Source organism: Pseudomonas sp. HOU2, from assembly GCF_040729435.1.
In the GTDB taxonomy this organism is placed as follows: Bacteria; Pseudomonadota; Gammaproteobacteria; order Pseudomonadales; family Pseudomonadaceae; genus Aquipseudomonas.
In genome coordinates this window covers 4,197,802-4,213,279 of sequence record NZ_CP160398.1, presented here as the reverse complement: position 1 = coordinate 4,213,279, position 15,478 = coordinate 4,197,802, and the positions used below count along the sequence as shown (strand labels likewise).

Sequence of the window (15,478 nt, the reverse complement as noted above, 5' to 3'; positions counted from 1 at the left end):
TAAGCGTTACTTCCAGAGCTGAGCGGCAAACACTACAAGAATGCCGATAGGCGCCACGTAGCGCATCAAAAACAAGGACAGGGCAAACAGTGCCGGGTTACGAATCGACAACTCGTCACGCACCGCCTCGCGCCCCATCACCCAACCGGCAAACAGCACGAAGCACAGGCCACCGAGCGGCAACATGATCCGCGAGGTGAAGAAATCGATCACGCCGAAGAAGTCCAGACCGCCCGCCGCCCCCCATTGGTAGAGGTGGAACAGGCCGCCATCGTTCACGAAAAATTTGGCTTCCTTCCAGATATTGAAGGAGAAAACCGTACCCAGACCAACGAACCAGCAGATGAATGCCAGCCAGAAAGTCACCCAGCCACGGCTGATTTTCGTGCGTTCAACCAGATAGGCAACCATTGGTTCGAGCAGGGAAATCGCCGAGCTCCAGGCGGCAATTGCCACCAGGACAAAGAACACCACGCCCATCAACTGGCCGAAAACCACGTTACCGAAGGCAAATGGCAGACTGACGAACATCAGGCCCGGGCCTTCGCTAGGGTTCAAACCGCCAGCAAACACAATCGGAAACAATGCCAGACCGGCCACCAGCGACACGAAGGTGTCGAGCAGTGCCACACCGACCACAGTGCCGGACAACGAGGCTTCCTTGGTCATGTAAGCGCCGTAGATCATGATCGAGCCGACGCCCACGCTCAGGGAAAAGAACGCATGGCCCATGGCGGGCAGCAAGCCGTCGAGGACTTTTTCCGGGTGGAAATCGAACATGAAATGCACGCCCTCCATGAAATGCCCGGTGGTCATGCTGTAACCCAGCAACACCAGTACCATCACGAACAGCAGCGGCATCATGATACGCAAACTGCGCTCAAGCCCGGCAACCACGCCTTTGGCGATCACTACGGCCGACAACAACATGAAAACTGTGTGCCAAAGTGTCAGGCGCCAGGGATCGGAGATCACATTGCCAAAATAAGCGCCGACCTGCTCCGCTGTAGCGCCCTGAAAGTCGCCGCGCCCCATGTCGATGATGTAATCCAGCGACCAGCCGCCAACCACACTATAGAAAGACAGGATCAGCAGCGCCGTGATCATCCCGGCAAATGCGCCCCACGACCACTTGCCCGAATGCCCGGCTTCCAGTGCCAGCACCTTCAGGGCGTTCGCCGGACTCTGCCGTGCGCGGCGGCCGATCAGGGTTTCGGCCAGCATGACCGGGATTCCGATCAGGGCGATACAGGCCAGAAACATCAGCACGAAGGCGCCGCCACCGTAGACCCCGACCATGTAGGGGAATTTCCAGATACTGCCCAGTCCCACGGCCGAACCGGTCGCGGCGAATATGAAAACCCAGCGGCTAGCCCAACTGCCGTGGACAGAAACCTTGTCTGTCGACATTGAATATCACGCCCAAGCGTTAGAAAAAGAGGCCGCATTGTCCGGGATTCACTCAACGTGCTCAAGCACGCAGCATCACCGTAGCCGAGGACCGTTTATCTCCATATAATGCCGCCCCTATGGCTAAACAGAAGAAACACCCAACAGGGACCATCGCGCAGAACAAAAAGGCGCGACACGATTACTTCATCGAACATCGTTTCGAGGCTGGTCTGGTCCTGGCCGGCTGGGAAGTAAAAAGTCTGCGGGCAAGCAAGCTGCAACTGGTCGACAGTTACGTGCTGCTCAAGGATGGCGAAGCCTGGCTCCTCGGCAGTCACATCACACCGTTGATGACCGCCAGCACCCACGTCATCGCCGACCCGACCCGCACCCGCAAACTGCTGCTCAACAAGCGCGAGCTGGAAAAACTCGCCGCTGCCGTGCAACAGAAAGGCTACGCCTGCGTGTGCCTGTCCTTCTACTGGAGCAAGCACATGGTCAAGTGCGAGATTGCTCTGGGCAAGGGCAAGAAGGAATACGACAAGCGTGACACCGAGCGCGAACGCGACGCCGGTCGAGAGCTGCAGCGCGCCGTGCGCAACAAGGGCAAGGAAGAGTAATTTTCCTGCTTTAAAAGATCGCAGCCTGCGGCAGCTCCTACAGGGAAAAACACATTCCTGTGTAGGAGCTGCCGAAGGCTGCGATCTTTTTGCTTCTAAAAGCTACATCCCCTTGCGCCGCTCCGCCCGAGCCATGCGCTGAACCTCCTGCCGCACCTCTTCCAGCACTTCCTGCACATACAGAATGTGTCGACTGGAAACCTCGCGCGCCTGCTCCGCCCGCCCCTCGATAATCGCCAGATACAATTCCCGGTGCTGAGAGATCAGCATGTCGCGGGTTTCCGTGCGCTGCTTGTACATGCCGCCAATGTTGGTCACAACGTTGCGCTTGAGCAGATCGAACAGACCGCGAATGGTGTGCAGCAGCACCGCGTTATGACTGGCTTCGGCGATTGCCAGATGAAACTTCGCATCCGCCGCGCCCTCTTCCGCCCGGCTCACTTCGTCATGCCGCGTATAGCAATCCTGCAGCTCGTTGAACGCCACAGTGAGTCGCTCGCGATCCACGTCCGTGGCGCGCAATGCTGCGTAATAGGCACACGATGCCTCCAGAGTATGCCGAAACTCCAGCAAATCACGCTGCGCCTCGGGATTGCTCTCCAGCAGCAATAGCAAGGGATCGCTGAAGGTCGAGCCGAGCGTTTCCACCACATAGTTACCGCCGCCCTGGCGACTGACCAGCAAACCTTTGGCCGCCAGTTTCTGAATCGCTTCACGCAACGACGGACGCGATACGCCGAACTGCTCGGCCAAGGCGCGCTCGGCCGGAAGCCGTTCGCCGGACTTCAGCGTGCCCTCGAGGATCATCCCCTCGAGTCGCTCGACAATATCGTCAGACAAACGGCGCTGACGAATCTGATCAAACCCCATAACTCATTTCTCCACGATCCCGACCGCGCGCCGGGCTCTCTATTCTGGCCTATCGGCGCCCCGCCGACACCTGTCAGCGCACATTCGACCGACCGGATCAGATGCGCTCTGCACCGCTTGTTCGACAAAAGTTTCAGGGCGACAAATTGACACATCGTCATCAAGGCTTTTACCCTAGCCAACAGCGATTGTAAATTGGTATTACCAATTAACCAAGAACGCTGACAGTGCCTGACCAACAACAATTAGGGGCCACCCCATATGCAAACCTGGCAACAGCTCTATACCCCGCTCGGCAGTCTCGGCGTCTCCGCGCTTGCGGCCGTCATTCCCATCGTTTTCTTCTTTCTCGCGCTGGCGGTGTTCCGCCTCAAGGGGCATGTGGCCGGCAGCATCACGCTCGCGCTGTCGATTGCCGTGGCGATTTTCGCCTTCCACATGCCGGTGGACATGGCCTTCGCCGCCGCCGGATACGGTTTTGCCTATGGTCTGTGGCCGATTGCCTGGATCATTGTCGCGGCGGTGTTCCTCTACAAACTGACGGTCAAGAGTGGTCAATTCGAGGTCATTCGCAGTTCGGTACTGTCGATCACCGACGACCAGCGTCTGCAGGTGTTGCTGATCGGTTTCTGCTTCGGGGCGTTTCTGGAAGGTGCCGCAGGTTTCGGCGCGCCCGTGGCGATCACCGCTGCGCTGCTGGTCGGCCTCGGCTTCAACCCGCTGTACGCCGCCGGCCTGTGCCTGATTGCCAACACCGCGCCGGTGGCGTTCGGCGCGCTGGGGATTCCGATCATCGTGGCCGGCCAGGTGACTGGCATCGACGCGTTCAAGATCGGCGCCATGACCGGTCGCCAACTGCCACTGCTCTCGCTGTTCGTGCCGTTCTGGCTGGTGTTCATGATGGACGGCCTGCGTGGCGTGCGTGAGACCTGGCCGGCAGCACTGGTTGCAGGCCTGAGCTTCGCCGTGACCCAATACTTCACCTCGAACTTCATCGGCCCGGAGCTGCCGGACATCACCTCGGCCCTGGCCAGCCTGATTTCCCTGACCCTGTTCCTCAAAGTCTGGCAGCCAAAACGCGCCGCCGGCCAACACATCGCCGGCGCCGTTTCGGCCTCGGTGGTAACCGCCAGCGCAGGCGGTTTCGGCCAGAAGCGCAGCACCGTGGCGTCGCCTTACAGCCTCTGGGAAATTTTCATTGCCTGGTCGCCATTCCTGATCCTCACCGTGCTGGTAACCATCTGGACCCTCAAACCCTTCAAAGCCATGTTCGCCGCCGGCGGATCGATGTACGCCTGGGTATTCAACTTTGCCATCCCGCACCTTGATCAACTGGTGATCAAGACTGCCCCGATCGTCGCCACCCCGACTGCCATCCCGGCCGTATTCAAACTCGACCCTATTTCGGCGACAGGCACGGCGATTTTCTTTTCGGCGCTGATCTCGATGCTGGTGCTGAAGATTAACTTCAAAACTGGTCTGACCACTTTGAAAGAGACCTTCTACGAACTGCGCTGGCCGATTCTGTCGATCGGCATGGTGTTGGCGTTCGCCTTCGTCACCAATTACTCGGGCATGTCTTCGACCATGGCCCTGGTCTTGGCCGCGACCGGCGCAGCCTTCCCGTTCTTCTCGCCGTTCCTCGGCTGGCTGGGCGTGTTCCTCACTGGCTCGGATACCTCGTCCAACGCGCTGTTCAGTTCGCTGCAGGCGACTACCGCACACCAGATCGGCGTCAACGACACCTTGCTGGTGGCAGCCAACACCAGCGGCGGCGTGACCGGCAAAATGATTTCGCCACAATCGATTGCCGTGGCCTGCGCTGCGACCGGGTTGGTGGGCAAGGAATCGGATCTGTTCCGCTTCACCCTCAAGCACAGCCTATTCTTTGCCACGATTGTCGGCCTGATCACTCTGGCCCAGGCCTACTGGTTCACCGGCATGCTGGTGCACTAAACCTATAAACAAAACGGAAATAACCGACGCCGGTTCGTGATTCCGGCGTCAGCAATTCACGCCCCGGTCTGTAAGGCTGCTGAAAGCAAGGCTCTTTATATTCAGCAGCCGCCACAGACGGATAACCGGGCCCACCCGGAGACACGCCTGATGAGCGAGCTTTTTTACAACGCCGTGCCCAACGCCACTCGCGTCGCACCGCCACTGCCCGAACCTCGGCAATACCCCAGCGAGAAACCGTCGCGGGTCTATCTGTTCGGTACCTGCGTGGTCGACCTGTTCTATCCCGAAGCCGGGATGGACGCGATCCACTTGCTGGAGCATGAAGGGATAAAGGTCGAGTACCCGCAAGGGCAGAGCTGCTGCGGGCAACCGGCCTATACCTCGGGTTACACCGAGCAGGCGCGGACGGTCGCGCGCTCGCAACTGGCGCTGTTTGCCGGGGATTATCCGGTGGTGGTGCCGTCGGGTTCCTGCGCGGGCATGCTGCGTGAACATTACGCCGACTTGTTCAAGGACGAGCCGCAAACGTTGAAACAGGTGCAGGCCCTCGCGGCCCGCACCTATGAGCTGGCCGAGTTCCTGCTGTTCGTCTGCAAGGTGCAGCTCAAGGACAGCGGCGAGCCGGTCAAAGTCGCGCTGCACACCTCGTGTTCGGCGCGCCGCGAGATGAACACCCACTTGCACGGCCGCGAGTTGTTGGCGCAGTTGAGCAACGTGGAACGGGTCAACCACGACCACGAAAGTGAATGCTGTGGCTTCGGAGGGACATTCAGCGTCCGTATGCCAGACATTTCCGGCGCGATGGTGGCTGACAAGACCCGCGCGCTGAAGGAATCCGGCGCACATAAAGTCTTGAGCGCCGATTGTGGCTGTTTGATGAACATCAACGGCGCATTGGAGAAACAAAAGGAAGCGCTGCGCGGGCAACATCTCGCCAGCTTTCTGTGGCAACGAACCGGAGGTGCGCAATGAGCACCTCGACGATTATTCCTACGGTTGCCGTAGAAGAAGATTTCCGTACCCGGGCGCACAACGCCCTGGGTGATCAGCAGCTACGGAACAACTTCCGCACTGCGATGGATTCACTGATGACCAAGCGGGCAGCGGCTTTCAGCGATGCCCACGAAAGAGAACACTTGCGCGCCCTGGGCAACTCGATCAGGGCGCGTGCGCTCTCCAAGTTGCCCGACCTGCTCGAGCAACTGGAACAGAACCTGACCCGCAACGGTGTGACAGTGCACTGGGCGGAAACGGTGGACGAGGCCAATGGCATCGTCTTGTCGATCATCCGCGCTCACGAGGCGCGGCAAGTGATCAAGGGCAAATCGATGGTCAGCGAAGAGATGGAGATGAACCATTTCCTCGAGGCTCAAGGTGTTGAATGCCTAGAGTCCGACATGGGGGAATACATCGTCCAGCTCGACCACGAGAAGCCTTCACACATCATAATGCCGGCAATCCACAAGAATGCCGGTCAGGTCGCGTCCTTGTTCCACGACAAACTTGGCGTGGAGTACACCAAGGACGTTGACCAACTCATTCAGATCGGTCGCAGAGTCCTGCGGCAGAAATTCTTCGAAGCGGACATCGGCGTTTCCGGCGTCAACTTCGCCGTCGCCGAAACCGGCACCCTGCTGCTGGTGGAAAACGAAGGCAACGGACGCATGACCACCACCGTGCCGCCGGTGCACATCGCCGTCACCGGTATCGAAAAGGTTGTGGAAAACCTGCGCGACGTGGTGCCGCTGCTCTCGCTGCTGACCCGCTCGGCGCTGGGCATTCCGATCACTACTTACGTCAACATGATCTCCGGCCCGCGCAAGGAACATGAACTCGACGGCCCGCAGGAAGTGCATCTGGTGCTGCTCGATAACGGTCGCAGCCAGGCCTTTGCCGACAGCGAAATGCGCCAGACCCTCAACTGCATCCGCTGCGGTGCCTGCATGAATCATTGCCCGGTTTACACCCGCGTCGGTGGTCACACCTATGGCGAGGTGTACCCGGGACCGATCGGCAAAATCATCACTCCGCACATGGTCGGCCTGGCGAAAGTCCCGGATCACCCGAGCGCTTCGTCGCTGTGCGGCGCCTGCGGTGAAGTGTGCCCGGTGAAAATTCCGATCCCTGCCCTGCTGCGGCGATTGCGCGAAGAAAACGTCAAAGCCCCGGACAGTCCGCATCAAGTGATGCGCGGCCAGGGCAGCAAGTATTCGCGCAAGGAACGCTTCATCTGGAACGCCTGGGCGAAACTCAACAGCTCGCCGACGCTGTATCGGCTGTTCGGGTTCTTCGCCACGCGCCTGCGCGCCCTGACCCCGAGCAATGTCGGCCCGTGGACGCAAAACCACAGCGCACCAAAACCCGCCGCCCGCTCACTGCACGACATGGCCCGCGAGCATCTGGCCAAACAGGGAGATCGCTGATGAGCGCCAAGCAAAATATCCTCGCCAAACTGCGGAAAAGTCTGACCGGCGCCACACCGATTGCTGACGACTTCGATGTCGATCTGGTGACCCAGCCTTACACCTACAGCGCCGAGCAACGCATTCCGCAACTGCGCAAACTGATGGAAGCGGTGCACACCGAGATCCATCTGACTACCGGCGTAGACTGGCCGGCGCTGCTCGCGCAATTGCTGGGTGATCGGCAGCTGCCGAGCCTGCTGATCGCACCGACTACACCCCACGGGCAGCGCATCACACAACACTGGGCGAACAATCCTGATCTGCCGACGCTGAAGTCCTACAACCGGCCGATGGAAGAGTGGAAAGCCGAGCTGTTCAACGACACCCCGGCCAGCCTCACTAGCACCCTCGGTGCCATCGCCGCCACCGGCAGCCTGATCCTCTGGCCCACCCGTGAAGAGCCGCGACTGATGAGCCTGGTGCCGCCGGTGCATTTCGCCCTGCTCAAGGCCAGCGAAATCCGCGACAACTTCTATCAGGTGCAACAGGAATTCGAGTGGGCCCAAGGCATGCCGACCAACGCACTGCTGGTGTCCGGCCCGTCGAAAACCGCCGACATCGAACAAGTGCTGGCTTACGGCGCCCACGGCCCGAAAGATTTGGTAGTACTGATCCTGGAGGACCAATGACGCTTCCGGTGAATTTCCTGCGCGATGCGCAGCTACTGATACCAGCGGAACGCCGTTTCGACGATCCACTGTCGACCTTGGCCTTCGGCACCGACGCCAGTTTTTATCGGCTGATTCCCAAACTGGTGATCCGCGTCGAATCCGAAGACGAAGTGGTGGCGCTGCTGAAACTGGCCCAGCGCGATCAAGTCCCGGTGACCTTCCGCGCCGCCGGTACCAGTTTGTCCGGGCAGGCGATCAGTGATTCGGTGCTGATTGTGCTGGGGGATAACTGGAACGCTCGCGAGATTCGCGGCCAGGGCATGCAGATTCGCCTGCAACCGGGCGTGATCGGCGCGCAGGCCAACGCGTGGCTGGCACCGTTCGGGCGCAAGATCGGCCCGGACCCGGCGTCGATCAACGCCTGCAAGATCGGCGGCATCGTCGCCAACAACGCCAGCGGCATGTGCTGCGGCACCGCGCAAAACACCTACCACACACTTGCCGGGATCCGCCTGGTACTCGCCGACGGCACCCGTCTCGACACCGAAGACGCCGCCAGCGTAGCCGCTTTTCGCGTAAGCCACAGCGATCTGCTGGAGCGCCTGGCGACATTGGGCCGCGAGACCCGCGCCAATGCCGAACTGGCTGCGAGAATCCGCCACAAATACCGTCTGAAAAATACCACCGGCCTGTCTCTCAACGCCCTGGTGGATTTCGACGAGCCTGTGGATATCTTGAGCCACCTACTGGTCGGCTCCGAAGGCACGCTCGGCTTCATCAGCGCGGTGACCTACGACACGGTGATCGACCACCCGAACAAGGCCTCGGCGCTGATCGTCTTCCCCGATGTGGAAACCTGCTGCAACGCGGTCACGGTGCTAAAAAGCCAACCGGTGTCTGCCGTAGAGTTGCTCGATCGGCGCAGCCTGCGCTCGGTGCAGGACAAACCCGGCATGCCGGATTTCGTACAGCATCTGTCGAATAATGCCTGCGCGCTGCTGATCGAATCCCGCGCCGCCTCTTCCACTTTGCTGCAGGAACAACTGGCGCAGATCATGGCGTCGCTGACCCGTTTCCCGGTGGAAAAACAGGTCGACTTCACGGAAGACCCGGCCGAGAACGCCAAGCTCTGGGCCATCCGCAAGGACACCTTCCCCGCCGTCGGCGCCGTGCGCAAAACCGGCACCACGGTAATCATCGAAGACGTGACCTTCCCCGTCGAACAACTGGCTATCGGCGTCAATCGCCTGATCGCGCTGTTCGACAAACATGCCTACGACGAAGCGATCCTTTTCGGACACGCACTGGAAGGCAATCTGCACTTCGTCTTCACCCAAGGCTTCAACAGTCCGGAAGAAGTCGCACGCTATCAGGCGTTCATGGACGACGTGGCGCAACTGGTGGCGGTGGAGTTCGGCGGTTCGCTCAAGGCTGAACACGGCACCGGGCGCAACATGGCGCCGTTCGTTGAGCTGGAATGGGGCAGCGACGCCTACCAGTTGATGTGGCAGCTCAAACGTCTGCTCGACCCCAACGGTATCCTCAACCCGGACGTGGTTCTCAGCGAAGACCCGCAGATCCATCTCAAGCACCTCAAGCCGCTGCCGGCAGCTGATGAGATCGTCGACAAATGCATCGAATGCGGCTTCTGCGAACCGGTCTGCCCGTCGAAAGGCCTGACCCTCAGCCCGCGTCAGCGCATCGTGATCTGGCGTGACATTCAGGCGAAAAAACGCGCCGGCGTTGACACCACCGAGCTGGAAAAAGCCTACGAGTACCAGGGCATCGAAACCTGCGCCGCGACAGGCTTGTGCGCGCAGCGTTGCCCCGTAGGCATCAATACCGGCGAGCTGGTGAAAAAGCTCCGCGCCCGCAACGCCACGCATCAGAAAACCGCTGACTGGATCGAAGGAAATTTCGCCAAGACCCTGCAAGGCGCACGCTTCACCCTGCACGTGGCCAACGGCGCACGGATGCTGCTCGGCGCACCGCGTCTGGCCAAGCTTTCGGCAACCCTGACGCGTTTGTCCAAGGGCCAGGTGCCACTGTGGACCAACGCGATGCCGCAGCCGGAAAAAGCCATTCGTTTCAGCCCAAGCGTCTCCGATGAGCGCCCGCGGGTGGTGTATCTGGCTGCCTGCGTTTCGCGGGTGATGGGCCCGGCAGCCGGCGACAAAGAGCAAATGTCGCTGTACGACAAAACCCGTGGCCTGTTGGAAAAGGCCGGCTACCAAGTGGTGTTCCCGGACAATCAGGACAACCTCTGCTGCGGTCAGCCTTTCGCCTCCAAAGGCTATGCCGAACAGGCCGAACACAAGCGTCAGGAACTGATCAGCGCTCTCCTTCATGCCAGTCGTGGCGGGCTCGATCCGATCTATTGCGACACCAGCCCCTGTACCTTGCGCCTGGTGCAGGAAGTGGGAAATGTTCGCCTGGATCTGTATGACCCGGTGCGCTTCATTCGTACGCATCTTCTCGATCGACTGGAGTTCACCCCGCAAGAGGCACCGATTGCGGTTCATGTGACCTGCAGCACCCAGCATCTGGGCGAGAGTCAGGCGCTGATCGATCTGGCGCGCAAATGCAGCAAAAACGTGGTGATTCCGGAAGGCATTCATTGCTGCGGGTTTGCCGGCGACAAGGGCTTCACCACCCCGGAGTTGAACAGCCATTCGCTGCGCACCCTCAAGGACGCGGTGCAACATTGCAGCGAAGGGATTTCCACCAGCCGCACCTGTGAGATCGGCCTGACGCAACACGGCGGTATCGACTATCACGGGCTGGTCTATCTGGTGGATCGGGTGACCCGGGCCAAGGCCTGCTGAAGAAAAATAGAACCCTTGCGTGCGGCCGTAGTCCACAGAACAGACCCCGAAAATCGGGGCTTTTCTTCCACTCGGTTGCCCGTCCTGACGGCCAGCGCAGTCTGGATCCCTCAGTTCAAGGAGATACACATGAAACGTTCTGTACTGTTAGGTCTGTTCGTTACTGCCTCGATGATGGCCTCCACCTCGTTCGCCGCCGACAAGCCTGCCGACCTGTGCGATGCCAATATCCAGGCCATCGACAATGCCAAAGGGCAGCTGTCTACGAATCCAGAACTGACTCAGCGCGCTGAAACCAGTGTTGCCAAAGCCAAAGCGCTTAAGGCCCAAGGTAAAATCGACGACTGCATTGCGGAAACCTCGCAAACCATCGTTGAACTGCGTAAATCCACCGGCACCAACAACTGATTCAAGGCCTCGGCCAACCTTCGGGTTGGCCTTGCCGGCCGTTTGGCGTACACTGCGCAGGCTTGTTGCCTCACATGATGTACGAGGTAACGAGTTCGGGGCCGATTAGGATTCGACGCCGGTGACGAAACTTTAGGTGCATGCCGACTTGGTAACAGAAGTCGTAAATCCACTGTTGCAACTTCTTATAGTTGCCAATGACGACCAATACGGTGCTGCTCTCGCTGCTTAATTGCAGCTGACATGCACTCCTGGTGCCTTCGGGCCCAGCAATCATCAGGGGATGTCTGTAAACCCGAAATGATTGTCATATAGAACAGAATCGCCGTGCAGTACGTTGTGGACGAAGCGGCTAAAACTTACACAACTCGCCCAAAGCACCCTGCCCGTCGGGTCGCTGAGGGTTAACTTAATAGACACGGCTACGCATGTAGTACCGACAGCGGAGCACTGGCGGACGGGGGTTCAAATCCCCCCGGCTCCACCACTTCAACAAAAAAGACGTCCACGGACGTCTTTTTTTGTGCCTGAAGCCCAGCAAATCCGGGGCTTCCAGCGCTTTTACGGTCTTCTGAGATTTTTTGAGTTCCAACCGTTCGGGTATTCCAGACGGTATTCCAGTCCGTCCGGTGCTAATCTTTGGAATACCGAAACAGTGCCTGAGGACAAACTCATGCCTGCTCAAAATCTCCGCCTCTCCGATCGACAGCTCAAGGGAGTCAAACCCGCGTCCAAGGATTACGTCCTCACCGACGGTGACGGTTTGCAGCTCCGGGTTCGCAGCAACGGCTCATTGCTGTGGAATTTCAACTACCGCGAACCGGTGACCAAAAAGCGCATCAACATCGGCTTCGGGACCTACCCCGAACTGTCACTGGCGAATGCACGAAAGATGGCAGTCGATGCGCGCGAGCTGCTCGCACAGGGCATTGATCCGAAGGTGCAACGCAATACGCTGAATGAAGCCAAGCGCGCAGAAACGGAACACACCTTCGAGAACGTGGCCACCGCCTGGTTCGAGCTCAAGAAAGACTCGGTCACCCCGGCCTACGCCGAAGACATCTGGCGGTCGCTCACGCTGCATGTGTTCCCCGACTTGAGAACGACACCACTGGTGAAAATCACCGCGCCGATGGTGATTGGATTACTTCGCCCTATCGAAGCGAAAGGCAGCCTGGAGACGGTCAAGCGTCTTAGTCAGCGGCTAAACGAGATCATGACCTACGGCGTAAACTCCGGCCTGATCTTCGCCAACCCACTCAGCGGCATCAGAGCGGTATTCAAGAAGCCCAAGAAAGAGAACATGGCTGCGCTTCCGCCCGAAGAGCTCCCCGAGCTCATGCTGGAAATCGCGAACGCCAGCATCAAGCGCACCACCCGGTGCCTGATCGAATGGCAGTTGCACACGATGACTCGCCCTGCCGAGGCGGCGACTACTCGCTGGGCAGACATCGACTTTGAAAGGCGTGTCTGGACTATCCCTCCGGAGCGGATGAAGAAGCGCCGTCCACACAGTATCCCGTTGAGTGATCACGCTGTCGCACTGTTGGAGTCACTGAAGACTCACAGCGGCCATCGCGAATACATCTTCCCGGCTGACAGAAATCCGCGCACCCACGCCAATAGCCAGACCGCCAACATGGCGCTGAAACGCATGGGCTTCCAGGATCGGTTGGTCAGCCACGGCATGCGCTCGATGGCCAGCACCATCTTGAATGAACATGGGTGGGACCCGGAACTCATCGAAGTGGCACTGGCGCACGTCGACAAGGATGAGGTGCGCAGTGCCTACAACCGCGCTGACTACATTGAGCGCCGGCGTCCGATGATGGCCTGGTGGAGTGAGTACATCCAGAAAGCCGCCACCGGTAGCCTGCTTGCCTCAGCATACGGCCAAGTCAGAGACAAGAACGTGGTGCGGATCCGCTAACGCTGTACAGGCGCAATAACGGCGGCGACAGCAACTGAGCGCTCAAGATTCAGGCCAGCAGTCTCGTTTATCCGCTTTTAAGCGCGGGTCCTTCCAAACAGGGCTGCAAAGCCGCCCTGTTTGGAAGGACCTCACCTTGAAAAGCTAAAAGCCACGACGTTGTCCGGGGTTTACCACGGAACTCCATAGGTGGATAACCTCACTCCAAGTCCAGAGTAACGCTGAATTTCGGCCCTTGACCGGGTTTATCCACAGGCGTAGAACTGGCCGTGCAAGCGCTGTCGATGACAGCAACCCAGGTGGCCCGAACCTTGAAGGTCACGCCGCTCCCGCGGTGGTTCCCCCCAAAAGGCGATTCGCGTCCGGCAGCTCGCCCGGTCACCTCCCCGGTGATGGATGCCTACTTCAGATCATGGCCCTCGTGCGCCAGACGACACATCCTACTTCGCTGCCCTGCAGCAACCTATCCGCTTGGCCGAATCTTGGGCCAACCTGCGCCCGTCTCTTTCTCCTGGAAAGAGACGGGCGCTCCTACCGCTGCTGCAGCCCAACTCGTACAAGGCTTTGCGGCACTCCCCCTCGTGACGATCGGCGTGACAAACACCGAAGTCACCAGCAACAGCGATGCAGATGATGGTGCCGCAGCCCAAGGAATGGACTGCACCTGACTGACAGCCAGGCATGCCCCGGTCATCACATCACTGCCTTCACCCGACTCAGGATCTCGCGGCGCCGGTCTCGTCAGTCAGTGCAGCCTCCACCCGCCCACTTCTTCGGAAGTGCTCAGGAGGCCAGATCATGAGATGCCCAAGCTCCCGGTCGTAAGGAGCCGCCAGTCCCGCGTAGTGGACACTCCCCACAGGTCGCAGGGGCCTTGATCCCTGATAACACTCAACATTCTTGGCGGGATGACGTGGGGCGTGGATCGGAGAGCGGAAGATGAGGTAAGCGACATGGCACTGGTGGGTAAACGCGATGGTCGTAATTTCGGCTACGGCAGGCAATTGAGCTACGCAGGTCCGCAAGCGCTGAGAGACATGTTCGGCGGCGGTCATTACGGCACCGTGAAAGCGCACTGCGATCGGTGGCAGGCATTCGTGAAGTGGTGCCGCTCCGAACAAGGGCCCGGTATCAATGATGCGCGGCAGATTGATCGGAAGGTATTGGCCGACTACGCGGCGTATCTGCGCGAAGTGGTTGGGCGCGGTGACCTCGCCGTCAGCACCGCACAAAACCGGCTATCCAGCGTTAACAGGACCATGGCGGCGCTTCGCGGTGATCAGTGCGTGAAATTGTCCAGCCCGAGCAAGGCGCTGGGTATGCAGCGCAACGGTGTTCGTCAGTGGGTGCCACAGGGTCAGGACCGCAAGCAGGTTATGCAGATCGTCGATGCGCTTTGCAGTCGTGACCAGAGACGGGCCGCCGCGATCGTCCTGTTGGCAAGAGCCACCGGCATGCGCTTGCGTGAGGCTATCTTGGCCGACCTGCCTCGGCTAAGCCGTGAGGCTAACGACCAAGGCAGGATTAACATTCAGGATGGCACCAAAGGCGGCCGCGCCGGCGCCTCGGCGCCACGTTGGATTGCGGTGGACGAGATTGTTCGACGTGCACTTGGGTTTGCACGGCAAGTGTCGCCTGCCGGTAGCCGCAACCTGATTGCCCCAAATGAAAATTACCTGAACGTTGTGAAGGAAGTCGTCCGGCCTGCACGGCACATCCTGCATGCACACAACCTCAAAGGCTTCCATGAGCTGCGAGCGGCGTACGCGTGTGAGCGCTATGAACAAATCACCCAACACCGCTCCCCTATCAACGGTGGTCATGTAGACAAGAACCTTGATCGTCAGGCCCGAAGACAAATCAGCTATGAGCTGGGGCACGGGCGGATCGACGTGGTCGCCGCGTACATTGGAGGGTGGTCATGAGTAAGCCATTCGATATGGAGCTGTTTTTGGCTGGCGTGCTGACCGGCTCGCACGCAACCCGGCAACGCCATGTGCGACAGGCGAAAATCATCCAGACTGAAATTGCAGAGCGCTGGCAGCGAAAAACGCCTTGGGCTTGGCAGAGAAAGCATGTGGCTTGGTTCCTTGAACATCGCCTAGATCGACGCAGCGACGCGACGCGGTATTACTATTTGCTGACCGTGCGGCTGATCGTTCGTCGTTTAGAAAAATCATGGACTTTGCCCCCCAGAGAGAGGATCTGATTTTGATAGTCACGACCGACTACAGACGATCCAAACCGGTCAGTCATTACAGGAAGTAATCCACCATTAGCAGTCCTTCATGTCAGCCTATGATTGCTCGCAAGCAGCCATGCTCTGTTAAAGCGTATCCATCTATACAGTCTTAGTGGCATTGGGCTACCCTCATCGAGTTGATGGACTCCACGTTTT

At 59.3% G+C, this 15,478-nt stretch carries 12 protein-coding genes and 1 other RNA gene; 11 read left to right on the top strand and 2 right to left on the bottom strand.

Going from position 1 to position 15,478, the window contains the following annotated elements; genetic code table 11:
* Positions 1-6: 6 nt before the first annotated feature.
* Positions 7-1,410 carry a sodium-dependent transporter gene (locus tag ABV589_RS18945; protein ID WP_007961408.1) on the bottom strand — a complete coding sequence of 468 codons (1,404 nt, stop codon included), beginning with the start codon at positions 1,408-1,410 and terminating at the stop codon, positions 7-9.
* Between the two features lie 119 nt (positions 1,411-1,529).
* Here ABV589_RS18945 and smpB point away from each other — a divergent pair, with 119 nt between their 5' ends.
* Positions 1,530-2,012 carry an SsrA-binding protein SmpB gene (smpB, locus tag ABV589_RS18940; protein ID WP_003221505.1) on the top strand — a complete coding sequence of 161 codons (483 nt, stop codon included), beginning with the start codon at positions 1,530-1,532 and terminating at the stop codon, positions 2,010-2,012.
* Positions 2,013-2,114: 102 nt separating this feature from the next.
* Here smpB and ABV589_RS18935 read toward each other — a convergent pair whose 3' ends face one another.
* Complete coding sequence (locus ABV589_RS18935; RefSeq protein ID WP_367083047.1) at positions 2,115-2,882, bottom strand: GntR family transcriptional regulator; 768 nt, start codon at positions 2,880-2,882, stop codon at positions 2,115-2,117.
* A 261-nt stretch (positions 2,883-3,143) separates the two neighbouring features.
* On the opposite strand from ABV589_RS18935, the gene ABV589_RS18930 reads away from it, so the two are divergent.
* From ABV589_RS18930 to ABV589_RS18885, 10 genes are all read left to right on the top strand, one after another.
* Positions 3,144-4,838 (top strand): lactate permease LctP family transporter, encoded by a 1,695-nt coding sequence (locus ABV589_RS18930; RefSeq protein WP_027610771.1) that lies wholly within the window; start codon positions 3,144-3,146, stop codon positions 4,836-4,838.
* 150 nt (positions 4,839-4,988) lie between these two features.
* Positions 4,989-5,813 carry a (Fe-S)-binding protein gene (locus ABV589_RS18925; RefSeq protein ID WP_367083046.1) on the top strand — a complete coding sequence of 275 codons (825 nt, stop codon included), beginning with the start codon at positions 4,989-4,991 and terminating at the stop codon, positions 5,811-5,813.
* Positions 5,810-7,264: a LutB/LldF family L-lactate oxidation iron-sulfur protein gene (locus tag ABV589_RS18920; protein ID WP_367083045.1), complete on the top strand. Its 1,455-nt coding sequence runs from the start codon at positions 5,810-5,812 to the stop codon at positions 7,262-7,264. Before ABV589_RS18925 ends, ABV589_RS18920 begins: the two co-directional genes overlap by 4 nt.
* Complete coding sequence (locus ABV589_RS18915) at positions 7,264-7,935, top strand: lactate utilization protein (RefSeq protein ID WP_367083043.1); 672 nt, start codon at positions 7,264-7,266, stop codon at positions 7,933-7,935. The genes ABV589_RS18920 and ABV589_RS18915 overlap by 1 nt, the downstream gene beginning before the upstream one ends.
* Entirely contained in the window at positions 7,932-10,742 is a 2,811-nt protein-coding gene (locus ABV589_RS18910) for an FAD-binding and (Fe-S)-binding domain-containing protein (protein WP_367083041.1), read from the top strand. The genes ABV589_RS18915 and ABV589_RS18910 overlap by 4 nt, the downstream gene beginning before the upstream one ends.
* Positions 10,743-10,871: 129 nt before the next feature.
* Positions 10,872-11,150 (top strand): hypothetical protein, encoded by a 279-nt coding sequence (locus ABV589_RS18905; RefSeq protein ID WP_367083039.1) that lies wholly within the window; start codon positions 10,872-10,874, stop codon positions 11,148-11,150.
* 97 nt (positions 11,151-11,247) lie between these two features.
* Positions 11,248-11,637, top strand: a transfer-messenger RNA (tmRNA) gene (gene ssrA, locus ABV589_RS18900).
* Between the two features lie 186 nt (positions 11,638-11,823).
* Entirely contained in the window at positions 11,824-13,080 is a 1,257-nt protein-coding gene (locus ABV589_RS18895) for an integrase domain-containing protein (RefSeq protein ID WP_367083037.1), read from the top strand.
* Positions 13,081-14,033: 953 nt separating this feature from the next.
* Complete coding sequence (locus ABV589_RS18890) at positions 14,034-15,005, top strand: integrase domain-containing protein (RefSeq protein ID WP_367083035.1); 972 nt, start codon at positions 14,034-14,036, stop codon at positions 15,003-15,005.
* Positions 15,002-15,289, top strand: a complete 288-nt coding sequence (locus ABV589_RS18885) for a hypothetical protein (RefSeq protein WP_122869314.1) — start codon at positions 15,002-15,004, stop codon at positions 15,287-15,289. The genes ABV589_RS18890 and ABV589_RS18885 overlap by 4 nt, the downstream gene beginning before the upstream one ends.
* Positions 15,290-15,478: the final 189 nt, after the last annotated feature.